Raw genomic sequence first — 18,189 nt, 5'->3', positions numbered from 1 at the left:
ACACTCGGGCTCCCGGCCGCCTCCGTCCAGGAGGCGCAGATTCAAATGTCGGCAGGCGGTCGTCCATCAGGCGGTGGGGGTGGGTCAGGAAATGGCTCGAGATGGGACAAGGCACGGCCTGGATCGTCGACCGTTCCGGTCCGGCTGCGTCACGTGCCCGGGACCGGCGCCACGACGATCCCGGCGTCCGGTGTCGTTGGGCAGGTGGCCGTCAAGCGGTGGCGGGCGGGCCGAGGATCTCGTGGCCGTACCGCCGGCCCGTCTCGATCAGGCGCGGGATGTCGGGCGGGGTCGGGTCCGGCAGGCCGGGGCGCTCGGCGGGGCGGCCGAGCTCGGCGATGAACTGCTCGAATCCGGACGGGGTGGTGATCTGCAGGCCGCGTACCGGTCCTTCGGTGACGACGAAGGCGTGCGGGATGTCGCGGGGCAGGAACGCGAAGTCGCCCGGTCCGGCGGTCCAGCGGTGGTCGCCGCAGTTGATGTCGATCTTTCCGTCGAGGATGTAGAACGCCTCGTCCTCGCGGCCGTGGATGTGCATGGGCGGTCCGAAGCCGACGGGTGCCGACCATTCGATGAGGGTGAAGGCGCCGCCGGTCTGGTCGGCGCCGGCCTTGACGCTCATCCGGGTGTCCAGGAACCACAGGTGCGGGCCGTCGGCGGGAGTGAGCAGGTAGCCGGTGGGGTCGAAGCTCATCGGGTCTCCTCGGGCGTGCTCTGCGTGGGCTGGTAGAAGCGGATCTCGATGCCGTCGGGGTCGTGCAGGCCGACGAGCACCTGGCCGACGTGCCCGGTGACGATGCCGCCGTGGGGCTCGCCCAGATCCTCCAGTCGCTGCTGCCAGGCCTTCAGGGCCTCGCGGGTGGGCACGCATAAGGCCATCGGGTCGAATCCGGCCAGTGCGGCGGCCCGTACCGGATCGTGGCGCAGGGCCACGTCGAGGGTGTCGTCCGCGTCCCGTAGAGCGACCCCCATGAGCGTGCCTTCTTCGACGAACTCGATGAAGGTGCGCAGGCCCAGCACGCGCTGGTACCAGGCGCGGCTGCGTCCGACGTCGGTGACCGGGAGTTTGACGTGGTGAAAGCCGCTGAGGGCGGGATCCATGACTACCTCCAGAGCATCTCACTAGAGTCGACTCTAGTGACCTTCCCTAGAGTAGGCTCTAGCGAATGAGTGATCGTGTCAAGACCACAACCGGAGGCGGCACCCGCCGGGCCGCCCAGGCGCGCGCCACCCGGCGACGGATCCTCGACGCCGCGCTGGAGCTGTTTCTGCGGCAGGGGTACGCCTCGACCACTCTGGATCAGATCGCCGCTGCGGCCGGCGTCGCGGTGCAGACGGTGTACTTCCACTTCGGCAACAAGGCCACGGTCCTCAATGAGATCATCGACGTGCAGTCCGTCGGCGACGACGAGCCGATACCGATGCTGGAGCGCCCCTGGGTGAGGCAGGTACGCGAGGAGCCCGGCGGCCGCGAGGCCCTGGCGATCTGGCTGTCCAACAGCCGCGCCGTCTTCGCCCGCGTGGCCCCGATCATGAAGATCGTCCGCGACGCCGCGGGCGCCGACCCCGCGATGGCCGCCCAGTACGAGACCAACCAGCAGCAGCGCTTCCTCGCCCACCAGGTCCTCGCCCGGCAACTGGCCGAAAAGCAGGCCCTGCGCCCGGAGCTGACCGTCGAGGAGGCGGCCGACATCATCTTCACCCTGATCAGCTTCGAGGTGTACCTGCTGCTCACCGACGTCCGCGGATGGACTCCCGACCGGTGGGAACGCTGGGCCCACACGACCCTCGCCGAGACGATCCTGCGATGAGAACGCCGCCGGGCTCAGGCCTGCGGCGGTGGAATCCTTCCCGGCCGCCGGGGCGTGATGGCAGAGGTCAGAACGGGACGCGGCCGGCGGCGGTGTCCTGGAGGGCTCGTAGGGCGCTGCGGACGGCGGGGATCTGGTCGGCCTCCCGATGGTGGAGGACGTACAGCGCTCTGGGCCGTATCCCCGTGGCCGGGCGGACGGCGACGCCCGGGTCGCGGGCCGCGTCCAAGGCGAGCTGCGGGAGCAGGCCCACGGCCAGTCCGCGAGCGATGAGCGCCTGGGTCAGCACGTAGTCGTCCGTCCCGTGGCGGATGTCCGGTGCGAACCCGGCGGCCTCGCATGCCTGGCGCAGGTGGGCCGTGCACCGTTCGCACCCTCCGACCCATTTCTCGTGCGCCAGCGCCCGCAGGTCCAGCGGCGTGTCCGAGGGGTGCGCGGACGGGTGGGAGGAGGGCAGAACGAGCCGCAGCGGATCCCCGCCGATCGGCACCCGCGCCAGCTCCCCGGTGCCGGGCGGCTCCTCGCCGGCGTGGGCGAACGTCACGGCCACGTCCACGTCCCCGGCGGCGAGCAGGCCGAGGGCTTGCGGGGGCTCGGCCTCGCGCAGCCGTACGTCGAGACCGGGGTGACGGCGGGCGAGCAGGCTCATCGCGGCGGGGACGAGGGTGGCACCCGCCGAGGGGAATGCGGCCAGCCGTACGGTGCCCGCACGCAACTGGACCAGCGCGTCCAGGTCCGCGGTCGCGGCCTCCACGCGGGTGGCGATGGCGTCGGCGTGCCGCAGCAGCGCGCGTCCCGCCTCCGTGAGCTGGACACCGCGTGGCCGGCGCAGCACGAGAGGGGTGCCCGCCTGGCGCTCGAGGTGGCGCAGGTGCTGGCTGACCGCCGGCTGCGTCCAGCCGAGCGACCTTGCGGCGCTCGCGATCGATCCGGTACGGGCGATCTCACGGAAGATCAGCAACCGCTGCACGTCCATGCCATAAGTATTGCTTGGGGGTCGGCCAAGAAGGCCAGGCCTACCTATGAGCCCGGCGCCCCGGCACGCTGGAGGCCATGATGCGAACCATCGGACTGCTCGGCGGCATGAGCTGGGAATCCTCCGCCGAGTACTACCGGCTGCTGAACGAGGAGACGCGGCGGCGCCTGGGCGGGCACCACTGCGCCAGGAGCGTCCTGCTGACCGTCGACTTCGCCGAGATCGAGGCCATGCAGCGTGCGGGGGAGTGGCACGAGGCCGGCCGGCTCCTCGCCGAGGCTGCCACGACCCTGGAACGAGCGGGTGCCGACATGGTGCTGCTGTGCACCAACACCATGCACCGGGTGGCCGACGCGATCGAGGCGGCGATCGGTGTGCCGTTCGTGCATCTCGTCGACGCCACGGCGCGGCGCGTCGCCGCCGCGGGGCTCACCACGGTGGGCCTGCTGGCCACCCGGTTCACGATGGAGATGGACTTCTACCGCTCGCGCATGCGCCGGCACGGCGTGGAGGTCGTGGTGCCGGAAGAACCGGACCGTACGCTCGTCCACGACGTGATCTACCAGGAGCTCACCAGGAACCGGATCGAGAGCTCCTCACGGGAGGAGTACCGGCGGGTCATCGCCGGGCTCGCGGGGCGGGGCGCTCAGGGGGTGATCCTCGGATGCACCGAGATCACCCTGCTGGTCGGCCAGGAGGACAGTCCGGTCCCGGTGTTCGACTCCACCCGCATCCACGTCGAGACGGCCGTCGAGCTGGCTCTGCGCCCCGTCCGGTCGTAGCCGGCGACACGGCCGTGCTCAGCTCGTGCCGCACCGCTCCCCGCCGTGCCCCGCACGTCGGCGCCCGACGTTGACGTGCGCCAGCGGTGCGTCGAGCGGGGACGTCCGTCGGTCAGGTTTGTACGCCCGGGTCGTCCTTGGTGCGTGGTGCCACGACGAACGCCGCCGCGAGGCAGGCGGCGGCCGTGGCCAGGGCGACGGTCACGCCGCCGCGTGGGTCGGCCGCGCTGAGGAGGACCCACCCGAACGCCGCGGTGCCGAACGAACCGCCGAGCTGGCGGGCGAAGGTGAGTGTGCCCATGGTGGCGCCGATCTGGTCGGGTCGGGCGCGCCCCTGGGCGATGAGCGTGTAGGCCTGCATGGACAGTCCCAGAGCGGCACCTGCCAAGGCCATGCCGGCGATGGCCACCGCGACGCTGCCCGCGCGGGGAAGGTCGTGGAGAGCGGGCAGGCAGGCCAGGGCGGTCATGCCGGCGATGCCCATCACGAGTGCCAGGCGGCCCCAGCGGGGCAGGCCGGGAAAACGGCGGGCCAGGACGGAGAAGGCGGTGGTGGCGGCCAACTGGCCCCCGGTCAGCGCCAGCAGGAGCACGCCCGTCTGGCCGCTGCCGGCGCCGGTTCCCTGCTGGACGGCCAGCGGGATGAACGTGAACGTACCGAACAGGGCGATGCCGCTCAAGCCGGTGGAGATGACGCTCCGGGCCACCGCGCGGTCCTGGAACAGCGACAGCGGGATCAGCGGTGCGGTGGCACGCCGCGCGACGCGGATGAACAGCCAGGTGCCGGCGGCGGTGACCGCGAGCACGGCTGCCGTGGCGGGGAGGTCGCGGGCCAGGGGCCCTACGGCGCCGAGGGCCACCACGCCGCCGCCCACGACGGTGATGAGCAGGGCGCCGCGGATGTCAAAGGAGGCGCGGGCGCGCGGTTTCGGCCCGCGGGGCAGACCGCGCTGAGCGAGCAACGCGGCAATGGCGCACAGGGGCAGATTGACCAGGAAGATCCAGCGCCAGCCCGGGCCGGCGGCCAGCAGGCCGCCCAGGGGCGGTCCGGCCAGCGCGGACAGCGCGAAGACACCGGTGAGATGCCCTTGCCGCCTGATCAGCTCTTCGCGGGTGAACATCTGCGCCAGGGCGCTGATGGCGGTGACGACCAGGCCGCCACCGCCGACGCCCTGAACGGCTCGCGCCGCGACGAGCGCGGGCATCGACGGCGCGAGAGCGCAGGCGAGCGATCCGGCGGCGAAGACGGCCAGGGCGGCGTTGAACACCGTCCGGCGGCCCAGCAGGTCGCCGAGTGTGCCGGATACGGGGGTGGAAACGGTGACGGTGAGCAGGTAGGCGGCGGTGACGCCGGCGATGGCGCCGCCGGCCGCCATCCCCGTGGCGACGCTGGGCAGGGCGGCGACGACGACGGTGGTGTCGAGCTGGGCCATGAGCATGCCCAGGAGCAGGGCGGCGAAGGCCTGGCCGATGGCGCGGGAGGACATGGCGGGCTCCGCCGGCGTAGACGTGTGCATATCGCACACGTTAAGATGCTTGCGAAATGCACGCAAGTTTGGAGTCGCAGCTCATGATCGAAGAACCGCACGACCGGCACGAACCCGTCTCCGCTTCGGAGCAGGATCCGTCCCGGGCGCACCTCGCGGGGGCGGGAACGGCCTTGTTCCGGCTGGTGCGCTTCTGGTCACGCCGCTGGGTGATGGCCGCCGCCGGCGAGGTCACCGGGGACATGAGCCGCGTACAGGACATCCTGGTGCTGGAGGCGATCGACGCCGCCTCATCGAGGCTCGGCGAGGTGTCGGTCACCGACGTCGCCCACGAGCTCGGGCTCGACAGATCCGGCGCCAGCCGGATGATCGGCGAGGCGGTCAAGCACGGCTACGTCACCCGGGCCTCGTCCGAGCAGGACGGCAGACGGGCGACTCTCTCCATCACCCCGGCCGGCGCGGAGATCCTGACCGGCGCCCACGCCTTTCAGGAAGAGGTCTTCGCCCGCCTCACGGCCACCTGGGACGCCCAGGACGCCACCCGACTGGCGGCATACCTGCGCCGCCTGGCCACCGAGACCGGAACACACCCGTCATGAGGCCGAAGGGTGGACGGACTGACGGACCGTGACGTTACTGTCCCGGCATGGCTGATTTCATCGGTGATGACCTCAAGGGTTCGCGGTTCGAACGCGTCGACCTCAGCGGCGCGAAGTTCTTCGCCGGCGACCTGTCCGGTGCCGACTTCCGCGGCATGCGGATGAGCGGTGTCGTGATGCGCGGAGTCGAGCTGGTCGACGTCGACATCTACGGCGAGATCGTCCACCTGACGATCAACGGTGTCGACGTCGGGCCGCTCATCGACGCCGAGCTCGACCGGCGACACCCCGACCGGCCCAAGATGCGCCCGGCCACGCCCGCCGGCTTCCGGGAGGCCTGGGACACCGTCGAGCGGCTCTGGGACGGCACCGTCCAGCGGGCCCGCCGCCTGGATCCCGCGCTGCTGCACGAGTCCGTCGGCGGCGAGTGGTCCTTCATCGAAACCCTGCGTCACCTCGTGTTCGCCACCGACGCCTGGGTCAGGAGGGCCGTTCTCGGAGATCCGGCTCCGTGGCATCCGCTGGACCTGCCGTGGGACGAGATGCCGGACATCCCGGGGATACCCCGCGACCGCAGCGCACGACCGTCGCTGGACACGGTGCTCGAGCTCCGTCGTGACCGGATGTCCACCGTGCGGGAGGTCGTCGACGGCCTCACCGACGAGTCGCTGGACGCCCACACCGAACCGGTCGAGGGGCCGGGATGGCCGCCGTCGCGCAGTTTCCCGGTGCGTGAGTGCCTGCTGTGCATTCTCGGCGAGGAATGGGAACACCGGCTCTACGCCGAACGGGATCTTGCCGCTCTGGAGGCCCGCCGCCCATAGTGCCTCGCCGGCAGGGTTGGTGCTCATGAGCCGAAGGACGTTTATCCAGCTCGCTGGGGAAATTCTCCTTGGACGAGTCCGTGTCGGGAGGGTCGTTGCCGATCGGCTGTCACGCGAGGAGAAACCATGAAACCGATCTTGTTCCGCGCCCTTCTCACCCTTGACCCGTCGGCGTATCCCGCCACTGGCACGTCGGAGACGATCCGCACCGGGGTGATACGCGTGCCCGACGAGAGAGAGCGGCAGTTCCATGCCCTGGTCGCCACAGCGGACAACGAGCCCTTCCGCCCCGAGGAACACTCCCGGGAGGTGAGCATCAGCATCTCCGACGAAGCCGCACCCGACTACCTGGCCACCGGCGTCGGCTTCGAGTTGTGGACGAGTCACCGGCGGATCGGCCACGGTGTCATCACCCGCCGGGCGTTCGTCTGAGCCCGCGACCCTTCCGGGCGTGCCGGCGGCGGAAGCGAAGCGGCAGGTTGCGGCGGTCGGATGCTGCCGTACGCGGTCGCCGACGCCTTGCCGTGGACCATGGAGACCGGCCTTGAGCTGCGGTTACCGCTCGCCTTGAGCTCGGCCCGGATCATGCGGCGGGCGTTCAAGAACGGTTCGACCGGGCCTCGATAACGTCGCATGCAGGGCACACATCGCACCGTGACGAAAGGACGCCGCATCTTGATGCCAGCGGGGGCCGGCTCGTGGAGCCGTATCGGCAGCGCATTCCCGGAGATGGGGTGATGGCCTCAAGAACGCGAAACGATGGCCATGACGGGCCGCCCGGTGCGGAGCCGACCTTGGGGACGCTGGTACGGGCCTGGCGGGAGCGGGCGCTGCTGACCCAGGAGCAACTGGCCCAGCGGGCCGGGCTGAACGTCCGCACCATTCGCCGGATGGAGCTCGGCACGCTGCACCGCCCGCGCGGGACGTCCGTGTCCATGCTGGCCGAGGCGCTGAACCTGGACACCGGCGAACAGGAGCGACTGTTCGCGGCGGCTCGCGGGGTCCCGGCCCGCCCCGCCCGAGACGGTTCCGAGTCCGTCGCGAACGTGCCGCCGAACGTGCTGGCCGTGCCGCGGCAACTCCCGCCCGGCGCCGCCCATTTCGTGGGCCGCCGCAAGGAACTGTCCACGCTGGACGCCATCCTCTCGGTCGAGTCGCCGGACCCCAGGGTGATGGTCATCGTCGGATGCGCCGGAATCGGCAAGACGACGCTGGCCGTCCAGTGGTGCTCAGCGGTCGCCGGCGAGTTCCCCGACGGGCAGCTGTACGTCAACCTCAGAGGCTTCGGCACGCTCAATCCGGTCGAACCGGCGAGCGCGCTGAACACGCTGCTCCGCGGCATGGGCGTGGCGCCCGAAGAGATCCCGGAGGACCAGGCCGCCGCGTCGGCGCTGTTCCGGACCCGTACGGCGGGCCGCCGCCTGCTCATCCTGCTGGACAACGCGCTCAACAGCGAACAGGTCCGCCCGCTCCTGCCCGCCCGCGGCTGCGTCGCCGTGGTCACCAGCCGCGACCAGTTGCGGAGCCTGACCACGCACGAGGCCACCACCCGCATCAGCCTATCGCCGCTCGAACCGCCGGACTCCGCGGAACTGCTGAGCAGGATCTCCGGCCGGGCCGTGACAGGCCGCGAGGAGCCGGTACGCGACCTCATGAAGCTGTGCGACAACTCGCCCCTCGCGTTGCGGATCATCGGCGAACGTCTCGCCAGGCAACCGGACGTCCCGCTCCTCGACCTCGTCGACGAGCTCGCCGGCGGCCATGAAGGGCTCGACGCGTTCTCCGGCGGCGACGACGCCTACTCGGACCTGCGCACGGTGTTGTCGTGGTCGTACCGGAATCTCCCCCCGGAGACCGCGTGGGTGTTGCGCGCGGTGGGCGGCCTGTATCCCGGCGCGGACTTCTGCACGGCGGCGGCGAGCGCTCTCGCCGGGTTGCCCGTCCGGCGGACGCGACAGCACCTGGACCGGCTGGTCTCCACCCATCTGGTCGAACAGCACGGCGGCGACCGGTTCTCCCTGCACGATCTGGTCCGCGCCTACGCCGCGGAGGAGAGCCGCCGCAACGACACGCCGTCCGCCCGCGAAGCCGCCGTCTCACGGCTGCTGACCTGGTTCATCCACTGCCTGTACGCGGCCGACGCGGCCTTCGCGCCCGACCGCATGCGCGAACCGATGGTCCGCCTCGGCGAACTGGAGGAATCGATCGAACCGGTCGCCTTCTCCGACCTGTCCGCGGCCCTGCGCTGGTGTGAACGCGAACATCAGACCATCACCGCGCTGCCCGCCTGGGCCCACGCCCACGGGGCCGAGCGCGCCGCCTGCCAGATCGCCTACCTGCTGGAAAGCTTCCTGGCCCACTACAAGCACTACCACGAGCTCCTCGACAGCCACAAAGCCGTGCTCCAGATCGACGATCTCCAGCTGCGCGGCCATCTGCTCAGCGCGATGGGCAACGCCAGCGACGAACTCCTCCGCAGCGAGGACGCCGACCGCTACCTCCATCATGCGCTGCGGGCGTTCCGGGAGTGCGGCGACCGCCGCGGCGAGGCCAAGGTGCTGAGCAACCTCGCCGCGAACGCCATCAGGCGCGGGAAGTACCACATCGCCCGCACCCGATGCGAGCAGGCGCTGGCCGTGGCGGTGGAGGCGGGCTATCTCCGTGGCCGCGCCCACACCCTGGACACCCTCGGCGAGGCCCATTTCGGTCTCGGCGACTACGAGTCGGCCATCGAGTGCTGGCGTCTGGCACTCGACATCAACCGGCGAAGCGGCGCCCACTTCGTCCAGGCCACGAACCTCACCAACGTGGGACGCGCCTACTCCGCCTCCGGGCACCACGAAAGCGCGATCGAGCACCACCGGGAGGCGATCGCCATGTTCCGGGAGATCGAAAGCCTGCGGGGCGAGGCGATGGCCCTGCTCAACCTGGGCTCCGCCTACCACGCCCAAGGCGCCGCCGCCGAGGCCAAGGCGGCCTGGCTGCAGGCGTGGGCCATGCTCTCCGAGCTCGGCGACGCCAAGGCCGCGGAGGCATGGGCGCTGGGAACCCAAGATGAGCGCCAAGGGCACCCGACGTCCTGCGAGCGGCCCCATGCCTCGCACGGCGACGCCGGGCGCGTGCCCCGGCTCGCCTCGCCCCCGAGCGCCTGCCCTAGAGTGCGGCCATGAACCCACCGGCATATCTTTCCGAACTGTTCTCCCTCGAGGACCGGGTGGCCGTGGTGACGGGCGGCAGCTCCGGCATCGGCCGGGCCATCGCCGAGGCCCTCGCCCGGGCGGGAGCGGGCGTCGTGATCGTGGCGCGTAAGGAGGCGCAGCTGGCGGCCACGGTCGCCGAGCTGGAGGCGCACGGTTGCCGGGCGGCCTGGGTGAGCGCCGACCTCAGCAGTCGTGACGGCGTCCGCACCGCTGCCGAGGAGGCGGCGGCGGTGTTCGGGGAGCCCGACATCCTGGTCAACTCCGCGGGGGTCAACCTGCGGCCGCCTATGGGCGAGCTGACCGACGAGGTCTGGGACACGACGATGGCGGTGAATCTGGAGGCGCCCTACCTGCTGGGGCAGCGGTTCGGTCCCGGCATGGCCGAACGGGGCTTCGGACGGATCATCCACATCAGCTCCCAGCAGGCGCACCGGGCGTTCGTGCAGAGCGGCGCCTACGGCGTGTCCAAGGGAGGGCTGGAGTCGCTGGCGCGTTCGCAGGCCGAGGCGTGGTCGCCGCACGGCGTCACGTGCAACACGCTCGTCCCCGGGTTCGTGATGACGCCGCTGAACGCGCGGCTGTCATCGGATCCGGAGAGAGTGGCGGCGCTGGCGGCACGCACGATGATCGGGCGTAACGGGCTGGCCGAGGACTTCGCCGGTGCGGCGGTGTTCCTGGCCGGCCGCGCCTCCGCGTACATCACCGGGCAGTCGATCTTCGTCGACGGCGGTTTCTCCGTTCACTGAGCCGCCACGTCCATGTCTGGCGGGTGAGCCCTACGACGTCTGCCTGCGCGCTCGCCACTCCGGCGCCAGCACCGACCAGACCTCGAGGTCATGGCGCTTGCCCCGGTGCGGGTAGCTCTCGCGCAGCACGCCGTCCTTCGTCATCCCGAGCCGCCTGGCCACGGCGATGCTGGCCTCGTTCGCCGACGAGGCCAGCCACTCAACGCGGTGGATGCCCCGCTGCTCGACGGCCCAGTCGATCAGCACGCGCACGGCCCTGGTCACCAGGCCCCTTCCCACCGCCGACGGCTCCAGCCAGCAGCCCACCTCGGCGGTGCCGCGCTCGACGTCCATCGTCCGGAGGACGACTCCGCCGACCAGCTTGCCGTCCGTCCAGATGCCCTCCATCCGCCCGGTGTCGGCCGCCGCCTTCTCCGCGTACGACCGGAGGTAGAAGCGGCTCGACTCCAGGTCCGTGACGACGTCGGCGAGCGGGACGTGCCGCCCGATGAACTCCCTGGCCCGGTCGATGTGCGCCAGGAACTCCCCGGCCCGCCACGGCTCGAGCGGACGCAGCTCCGCGCCGTCGTCACCCAGGGATATTGCGTACATCATCGCCCTCCACGCTCCCAACCAGCGCAAAAACAGCGAACGGATCCTCTCATGTAGGGCCTTCGCCGTGCACACCTGGCACAGTATCTTCAGAAATTACTGAAGATTCGATATGTTGGTCGCGTTCGAGTGGCTCGCGGCGGCTCGATGGTGTGCCGGGAAGCCTGGTCGGCGGCGATGAAGGCAAGTATCTGGAGGACCCCTGTATGACCATCGATCTCATGGGCCTGTTCACCGCGCCCGACCGCGACGCCTTCCTGGCCGAGCTCGCCAAGGCGGGACCGGTCACCCGTGCGCGCTACCTCGACGGCACCCCAGTCTGGCTCGTCAGCGGCTACGAGGAGAGCCGGGCCGCGCTGACCGACCCCAGGCTGAGCAGCGACATCGCCCGCCAGTCCAGGGTGGACGTGGCCGCCGCCGCCGGGCTTCCCGAGGACGTGCGCCCGTACCTGATGAAGACGCTCGGCGCCTACGACCCGCCGGACCACACCCGCCTGCGCAGGCTGGTCTCCCGCGAGTTCACCGCCCGCAGGGTGGAGCTGCTGCGGCCGCGGATCCAGCAGATCGCCGACGAGCTGCTGGACGGCCTCGCCGGCCAGGAGGAGGCCGACCTCATCGCGTCGTTCGCCTACCCGCTGCCGGTCACGGTCATCTGCGAGCTGCTCGGCGTGCCCGAGGCCGACCACGACACCTGGGGCGCCTGGTCGCGGGCGCTGACCGCGCCCGATCCGGACGCCATCGCCACCGGCGCCCGGAACCTCATCGGCTACATGGCGAAGCTGATCGAGGCCAAGCGCGCCGACCCGGGGGAGGACCTGCTGTCCGCGCTGGTCCAGGCCCGGGACCGGCTCAGCGACGAGGAGCCGATTTCGGTCGCGATCACCATCCTGCTCGCCGGGCACGAGACCACCGTCAACCTGATCGGCAACGGCGCGCTGCATCTGCTCACCCACCCGGACCAGGCCGACCGCCTGCGCGGCGACGCCGCGGCCATGAGCGTGGCCGTGGAGGAGCTGCTGCGCCACAGCGGCCCGGCCGACATCGCCCCGATGCGCTACACCCTCGAACCCGTCGAGATCGCCGGCGTCGTCATCCCCGCGGGAGAGGCGGTGCAGATCGTCTACGCCACCGCCAACCGCGACCCACGCCGTTTCGCCGACCCGGACCGGCTGCAGTCCGACCGGCGGGACAACCCGCACCTCGGCTTCGGCCACGGCATCCACTACTGCCTGGGCGCGCCCCTGGCCAGGGCCGAGGCGCAGATCGCGCTGCACACCCTGCTCGTTCGCCTGCCGCGGCTGCGCCTGGCGGTCCGGGCCGAGCAGATCACCTGGCGGCCCGGCGTCATGCGGGCACTGGCCGCGCTGCCCGTCCGGCCGTGATCCCCGGCGCCCGCGATCAGGGGATCCGGCCGGCGGCGGGCCGGGCCGGGCTTCCGGGCGGCAGGAACACGTACCGCTTCTTGCCGCCGCTCAGGCGGAGCTCGACCGGCGTCCATGAGATGAGGAAGCGGGCCGGCGGCTCGCGCGAGGTCGTGAGGACGCCGACCCGGTCGCCCCGGCTCATCGCGGCCCTGATGGAGGACGGCACGGACAACGTGCCGCCATAGTGCCTGAAGACCCCGTGCGAGCCGCACCGGGCCAGATAGGCGACCTGTACGGCGTCGTGGCCGTACAGGAAACACGGAGGGCTCAACCCCAGCCGCTGGAGCCGGGAGGCGACCTCGGCGGTGACGGCGCGTGCGGCGTGGACCTGCCTGCCGAAGACGTAGGCGGATCTGGCCTGCACCACGAAGTAGCACAGCAGCCCGATGACGGCGAGCACCGCGGTGGCGCGCCGCCGGCACAGCCGGGCGATGCCCGCGGCCACCGGGAGCGCGAGCAGCGCGTAGGCGGGGAGCAGGAAGCGCGGGGCGGCGTAGCCGACGGTGAAGAGGTAGACGAGGGCGAGCGACAGGCCGCAGGCGAGGGCCGCCACGAGAGCGCGCCCCCTGGGCCGCCACACACCCAGCACCGCGAACACGGGCACGGCCGCGAACCAGGCGATCTGCGCCGGCGGGAAACCCCCGCATTCGACGCCGAAGCGGCACAGCAGAGGGCCGTCCAGCGCACGGAGATGGTCGGGCAGGCTGAAGTGCAGCCCGGTCGCGTTCTCCGCCCCCGCCGCCCGCAGGCGCGCGAGCGGCCCGCCGAACCGGAGGACGGCCTCGGCCGTCCACTGCGCCCAGCCGATCGCGAGCCCGCCGGCCGTGGCCAGCGCCAGCCGCGGTCGCCTGCCCGCGATCCCGTACGCGAGCAGCGGCAGCGCCAGCCACGTCGCGTCCGAGGGACGGGCCAGCGAAGCGACCGCGAACGCCGCCACCGCCCCCGCCGTGGCCAGGCGGGGCCTGGGGCGCGTCTCGGCCAGGCAGGCCAGGCCGACCCCGGCGACGCCGCTGTAGGCGACCCACATGTTCGGCATGGCCTCGTTGGCGTAGAAGAGGGACAACCACAGGCCCGCGAAGAGCGCGGCGGCGAGCGGTGCGACCGGCCTGGGCTGCAGGCGGATCCAGGGTGCGTAGGCGAGGAACAGCGCGAGGCCGGACAGCAGGCTGAGATAGACCCGGATGGCGGTCACCGAGGGCGTGATCAGCGCGATCGGGGCCACGAGGAGCTGGACCCCCCGGGCGCGCGGCGCCGTGAACTCGGCCGCGGGCACGCCGCGGGCGACCTGGCTGAGGTAAACGCTCTCGTCCCAGCCCAGCCCGAACCTGGCCGTGAACACCAGCTGGACCGCCGTGTACCCGGCGGCCACCAGCGCCAGCGCCAGGTACGCGGCCGGCCGTGCCCGCGGACTTCCGACGTCCGGAGAACCCTCATGCATGGCTCTCACGCTACGAATGGCGAGGTCAGAGCCGGTTCAGGGCACGGTCGGCGCCCCGTATTCCCTTGGCGTGCGTCTCATGGGCCGGACGGCGACGGCCGGTGCAGACCCCAGGCGCCGGAGGTCCGGTTGGCCAGGACGTAGACGAGTCGACTGGGATCAGCTCCGCGTGCACTTGCCCGCCAGCCAGGCGCGGTACTCCTTCGTGTAGTTCGTCATGACGCTCTTCGGCGCCTGGTCTAGCACGGCCTGCCACTGGCGGGTGTTGCCGGTCCAGGCGGGGGCGGGCTCGTCCCAGGCCACGCCGTCGGTCCAGCGGGCGGCGGATCCCTTGAGGAGCCCCGGGTGGCGCTCGGCGAGCTGACCCTGGATCCAGGCGTCCTGCGAGTAGACCATGATCTGCTGCGCGCCCTGCCGCTCCTTGATGGGGTCCGAGATCTCTTTCCAGGCTTGTGCCGCGTACGCGGGGTCGGACAGGATGCTTCTCGTCTCCGGCTTGACCTCCACGAGCGCGATCAACCCGCGCGATTTCACGTGATCCAGCCACTGCCGCAGCGTGTAGACCTGCTCTCCCTTGTACGGGCCGCGCGCGATGCGGCGATCCTGCAGATTGTGCGCCCCGGCCGTCCACCAGATGTCGGTGATGTTCTGCTTTTCGCCTGTTAGCCCGTTGGTGGAGGTGTTGTGCCACATCACGGCCTTGGTGCCGTTCCTGGTCAGCTGGACGTCACCCTCCACCCCGTCCGCGCCCCAGGTCTTCTGGTCGTTCACGCCGCGCGGATGGTTGGGCTGGCGTACCTGGTCCTTGGACCAGGCGTTCGCCCCCGTGGGATAGCCGCCGTGCCCGAAGACCAGGGGGCAGGCCGCCAGGCGGGCCGCCTCCGCGGGCGTGACGGTCACGAGCCCGGCGGCGGCCGCCAGGGTCGCCATCGACACCGTGAGCGTCGCCTTCATCGTCATGCGTGGAAACCCCATCCGTGTTGGCCGGCAGAAGCGATCATTCGCACAAGGCAGGGTATGGGCGATCAACGCCACCGCGAAGCGATCTTCACAATTAACTTCGTCAAGAATTGAATTCTGGCGTAAGGGCGTTTACGCTCCAGAGATCCGATGTCTCCACACCTCTCGGTGGTGACGATGCCGTCTCGACGATCCCTGCTGAAGGCCGGCGGAGCTCTCGCCGGAGCCGCGTTCGTCTCCGGCGCCGGGCCCGCGCGGGCCGAGTCCGGCGCGCCCGACCCCTGGCAACAGGTTCCCCAGATTCTCCGTAAGATCCGACCTCCTCGTTTCCCTCGCCGAAGCTGGGACGTCACCGTCTTCGGCGCCGTAGGGGACGGCACGACCGACTGCACGGCGGCGTTCAAGGCGGCGATCGCCGAATGCCATCGCAGAGGCGGCGGCCGGGTCGTGGTCCCGCCCGGGCGGTTCCTCACCGGCGCCGTCCACTTGCTCAGCGACGTCGAACTGCACGTGTCCGAGGGCGGCGTGATCGCCTTCAGCACCGACCCGAACGCCTACCTCCCGGTCGTCTTCACCCGGTGGGAGGGCACCGAATGCTATAACTACAGCCCTTTCGTCTACGCCCACGGCCAGCGGAACATCGCGATCACGGGCATGGGCACGCTCGACGGCCAGGCCAGGCAGGGCCCCTGGGAGAGCTGGTACGCCAATGGCGGGCCCCAGGGCGGCGACCAGCGGATGCTGCGCAAGATGGGCGACGACGGCGTGCCGGTCGAGCAGCGCGTGTTCGGGGCGGGCCACTACCTGCGGCCCGCCATGATCCAGTTCGTGAAATGCCAGAACATCCTGGTCAGCGACGTCACGATCCTCGAGCCGCCCATGTGGACGGTGAACCCGGTCCTGTCCAGGAACGTCACCGTGCGCGGCATCACCGTCGTCAGCACGCTGTACAACACCGACGGCTGCGACCCCGAGGCGTCGTCGTACGTGCACATCCACGGCTGCCGCTTCAACACCAACGACGACTGTGTAGCGGTCAAGTCGGGACGTGACGCCGACGGCCGCAGGGTCGGCGTGCTCAGCGAGAACATCGTCGTCCAGGACTGCCTCTTCTCCGGCCGCTGGGGCGGCATCACGGTCGGCAGCGAGATGTCGGGCGGCGTGCGCAACGTCTTCGCCGAGCGATGCGCGATCAACTCGCCGGACTTCCCCGGCAACCACCCGGTGAAGTATCCCGTCTACATCAAGGCCAGTAAGAAGCGCGGCGGCTTCGTCGAGGGCGTCTACGTGCGCGGCTTCACCGGCCAGAACGTGGACCGGGAAGTCATGTTCGTCAACATGGCCTACGCGAGCAACGAGCAGGGCACCGAGCCGGTGTCGGTCCGCGACATCCGGATGGAGCGGACCCGGCTCGACGGCGCCGACGCGGTGCTCAACCTCGTCGGCCTGGAGACCGACCACCTGGTCGGGGTGCGCCTGGAGAAGTGCGCGTTCACGAACGTCGCAGGGCCGAACAAGATCGCATTCACGGACGACCTGGTCATGCGGAAGGTGTTCGTGAACGGGGTGGAGCAATGAGACGCCTCGTGACCGCCCTGATCCTGCTGGTGGCGGCCGGGGTGACGGCGGTGCCCGCCGAGGCTCGGGCCGAGGCGGTGCGCGGATGGACGATCCTGTCCGGCAGCGACGCCGGGGCCGACGCCGTCATCGCCGCCGCGCGGCCGTACCGGATCAATCATCTGCAGCTGAGCCACCAGATCGTCCACGACCTGCGCGAGGTGCGCGAGCCCGCCAAGCAGGCGCAGGTCAACCGGCTCACCGAGGCGGCCCACGACGCCGGGATCGCGGAGGTGGCGGTCTGGGACCACTCGCTGTACGACCTGAGCCACTACCCCGAGGAGTTCCGCACCGGGCCCGGCGGCACGATCGACCTGGACGATCCGGCCTTCTGGGAGTGGTTCAAGCAGGACTACCGGGAGATGCTCGATCTGGTGCCGGACATCGACTCGGTCGTGCTGACCTTCATCGAGACCGGCGCGCGGGTGGAGCGGCAGCACTCGGCGCGGCTCGCCACTGCCGAGCAGAAGCTGGCCTACCTGGTCGACCAGGTAGCCGAGGTCATCGTCGGCGAACGCGGGCTCGGGCTCTACCTGCGGACCTTCGGCTACTTCCCGGAGGAGATGGAGCGCACGATCGGCGCGATCACGCTCGTGCGCAACCCGTACGTCAAAGTGATGGCCAAGGCCACACCGCACGACTTCTTCCTCACCCACCCGAACGACGCCACGATCACGCGGATCGGTCGGCCCGTCCTCGTCGAGTACGACGCGGCGGGAGAGTACAACGGTCAGGGGAAGATCGCCAACGCCTGGCCGGAGGAGCACGTCAAGCGGCTGCGTCACTACCAGACGCTGCCGAACGTGATCGGCTACGTGGCCAGGACCGACCGCTACGACGACTCGCGCATCATCGGCACGCCCACCGAGATCAACCTGTACGCGCTGGCCCGCGCCGCAGAGGACCCCCGGGTGAGCGTGGAGACGATCTATCGCGAGTTCACGGCCAGGACGTACGGGCCGCGTGCCGCCCATGCGGTCGCCTCGGCGCTGTCGAAGTCGTACGAGATCGTCACCTCGGTGCTCTACAGCCTGGGCACGAACACCGCCAACCACTCCCGGCTGGACTACGAGCCGTACTGTTCGAGCTATCACCGCAGCGTGTCCGGCAAGTGGATCGACCCGCCCGTCACGTACGTCCGGCACGGCGTGAACCGGCGCCTGCACTTCTGGATCGACGTGGTCAACCACCTGTCGCCGGCCGCCTGCAAGGCCGACCCGACGCTGGCCCGGGAGGCGCAGTACGTGCTGGACCGGGGATGGGTGACCCCGGGCGACCAGATGACGCCCGCGTACCTGCGCTACGTGCTCACTGAGAAGGACCACGGGGTACGGCTGGCGGACAGCGCCCTGCGCGAGGTCGTCAGAGCGCGGAAGGACCTGTCCCCGGAGCACTTCCAGCAGCTCAAGGCGTATTTCGAGAGGACGGTCCTGACCGCGAGGCTGCAGCGGGCCGTCGCCGCGGCCTACTTCGGGTACCGGATCTACGTGCGCGACGAGGAGCAGCGGAGCCCGCGGATGCGGCGGCTCATCTGGGACGGGCTCGACGACGCCCAGCGCATCGCCGAACAGATCCGGACCTATCCGGTGCCGGCGGCGAGTGGCGAGTGGGACTGGGTCAGGGACGCGGCCGAGGCCGCCAAGTACCACGAGCGGATCTCCCAGGGCTGGGACCGGTACGGCGGCGTCGCGGTTCCCCGGCCCTGAGTCGGCGTCCCCGGCGGCGTCCCCGGCAC

The 18,189-nt window shown here is 70.9% G+C and carries 17 protein-coding genes; 10 read left to right on the top strand and 7 right to left on the bottom strand.

What is annotated here, in order from left to right; all coding sequences use genetic code 11:
• Positions 1 to 211 precede the first annotated feature (211 nt).
• Positions 212 to 694: a quercetin 2,3-dioxygenase gene (locus ID574_RS48960; protein ID WP_188195942.1), complete on the bottom strand. Its 483-nt coding sequence runs from the start codon at positions 692 to 694 to the stop codon at positions 212 to 214.
• Complete coding sequence (locus ID574_RS48955) at positions 691 to 1,101, bottom strand: VOC family protein (protein ID WP_188195941.1); 411 nt, start codon at positions 1,099 to 1,101, stop codon at positions 691 to 693. Before ID574_RS48955 ends, ID574_RS48960 begins: the two co-directional genes overlap by 4 nt.
• Positions 1,102 to 1,166: 65 nt before the next feature.
• On the opposite strand from ID574_RS48955, the gene ID574_RS48950 reads away from it, so the two are divergent.
• Complete coding sequence (locus ID574_RS48950) at positions 1,167 to 1,811, top strand: TetR/AcrR family transcriptional regulator (protein WP_188195940.1); 645 nt, start codon at positions 1,167 to 1,169, stop codon at positions 1,809 to 1,811.
• A gap of 67 nt (positions 1,812 to 1,878) precedes the next feature.
• Here ID574_RS48950 and ID574_RS48945 read toward each other — a convergent pair whose 3' ends face one another.
• Positions 1,879 to 2,787, bottom strand: coding sequence for a LysR family transcriptional regulator (locus ID574_RS48945; RefSeq protein WP_188195939.1), 909 nt, complete (start codon positions 2,785 to 2,787; stop codon positions 1,879 to 1,881).
• A 77-nt stretch (positions 2,788 to 2,864) separates the two neighbouring features.
• Between ID574_RS48945 and ID574_RS48940 the strand changes: the two genes are divergently transcribed.
• Entirely contained in the window at positions 2,865 to 3,569 is a 705-nt protein-coding gene (locus ID574_RS48940) for an aspartate/glutamate racemase family protein (protein ID WP_223167863.1), read from the top strand.
• Positions 3,570 to 3,681: 112 nt separating this feature from the next.
• Here ID574_RS48940 and ID574_RS48935 read toward each other — a convergent pair whose 3' ends face one another.
• Positions 3,682 to 5,085, bottom strand: coding sequence for an MFS transporter (locus tag ID574_RS48935; protein WP_223167862.1), 1,404 nt, complete (start codon positions 5,083 to 5,085; stop codon positions 3,682 to 3,684).
• 26 nt (positions 5,086 to 5,111) lie between these two features.
• Here ID574_RS48935 and ID574_RS48930 point away from each other — a divergent pair, with 26 nt between their 5' ends.
• The 5 genes from ID574_RS48930 (at position 5,112) to ID574_RS48910 (ending at position 10,424) form a co-directional block, all read left to right on the top strand.
• A complete protein-coding gene (locus tag ID574_RS48930) occupies positions 5,112 to 5,654 on the top strand; it encodes a MarR family winged helix-turn-helix transcriptional regulator (protein ID WP_223167861.1) in 543 nt (180 codons plus the stop codon).
• 47 nt (positions 5,655 to 5,701) lie between these two features.
• Entirely contained in the window at positions 5,702 to 6,478 is a 777-nt protein-coding gene (locus tag ID574_RS48925) for a DinB family protein (protein ID WP_188195938.1), read from the top strand.
• A 126-nt stretch (positions 6,479 to 6,604) separates the two neighbouring features.
• On the top strand, positions 6,605 to 6,910 hold the full coding sequence (locus ID574_RS48920; protein ID WP_188195937.1) for a hypothetical protein: 306 nt from the start codon (positions 6,605 to 6,607) through the stop codon (positions 6,908 to 6,910).
• A 362-nt stretch (positions 6,911 to 7,272) separates the two neighbouring features.
• Positions 7,273 to 9,648, top strand: coding sequence for an ATP-binding protein (locus tag ID574_RS48915; protein ID WP_188195936.1), 2,376 nt, complete (start codon positions 7,273 to 7,275; stop codon positions 9,646 to 9,648).
• Entirely contained in the window at positions 9,645 to 10,424 is a 780-nt protein-coding gene (locus ID574_RS48910) for an SDR family NAD(P)-dependent oxidoreductase (RefSeq protein WP_188195935.1), read from the top strand. Before ID574_RS48915 ends, ID574_RS48910 begins: the two co-directional genes overlap by 4 nt.
• A gap of 30 nt (positions 10,425 to 10,454) precedes the next feature.
• Here the strand turns inward: ID574_RS48910 and ID574_RS48905 are convergent, their stop codons facing one another.
• Positions 10,455 to 11,015 (bottom strand): GNAT family N-acetyltransferase, encoded by a 561-nt coding sequence (locus ID574_RS48905; protein ID WP_188196026.1) that lies wholly within the window; start codon positions 11,013 to 11,015, stop codon positions 10,455 to 10,457.
• Positions 11,016 to 11,221: 206 nt separating this feature from the next.
• On the opposite strand from ID574_RS48905, the gene ID574_RS48900 reads away from it, so the two are divergent.
• On the top strand, positions 11,222 to 12,397 hold the full coding sequence (locus ID574_RS48900) for a cytochrome P450 family protein (RefSeq protein WP_188195934.1): 1,176 nt from the start codon (positions 11,222 to 11,224) through the stop codon (positions 12,395 to 12,397).
• 16 nt (positions 12,398 to 12,413) lie between these two features.
• Here ID574_RS48900 and ID574_RS48895 read toward each other — a convergent pair whose 3' ends face one another.
• Positions 12,414 to 13,877, bottom strand: a complete 1,464-nt coding sequence (locus ID574_RS48895) for a hypothetical protein (protein ID WP_188195933.1) — start codon at positions 13,875 to 13,877, stop codon at positions 12,414 to 12,416.
• 159 nt (positions 13,878 to 14,036) lie between these two features.
• Positions 14,037 to 14,837, bottom strand: coding sequence for a glycerophosphodiester phosphodiesterase (locus ID574_RS48890; protein ID WP_223167860.1), 801 nt, complete (start codon positions 14,835 to 14,837; stop codon positions 14,037 to 14,039).
• A 150-nt stretch (positions 14,838 to 14,987) separates the two neighbouring features.
• Between ID574_RS48890 and ID574_RS48885 the strand changes: the two genes are divergently transcribed.
• Together ID574_RS48885 and ID574_RS48880 are read left to right on the top strand one after the other, a co-directional pair.
• Positions 14,988 to 16,415, top strand: a complete 1,428-nt coding sequence (locus ID574_RS48885) for a glycoside hydrolase family 28 protein (RefSeq protein ID WP_188195932.1) — start codon at positions 14,988 to 14,990, stop codon at positions 16,413 to 16,415.
• A complete protein-coding gene (locus tag ID574_RS48880; RefSeq protein ID WP_188195931.1) occupies positions 16,412 to 18,160 on the top strand; it encodes a hypothetical protein in 1,749 nt (582 codons plus the stop codon). The genes ID574_RS48885 and ID574_RS48880 overlap by 4 nt, the downstream gene beginning before the upstream one ends.
• Positions 18,161 to 18,189: the final 29 nt, after the last annotated feature.

Origin of the sequence: Nonomuraea sp. SYSU D8015, from assembly GCF_008065375.1 — a bacterium.
GTDB lineage: Bacteria > Actinomycetota > Actinomycetes > Streptosporangiales > Streptosporangiaceae > Nonomuraea.
Note: the sequence above shows the minus strand (reverse complement) of the source record. Positions and strands in the feature narration are given on the sequence as shown.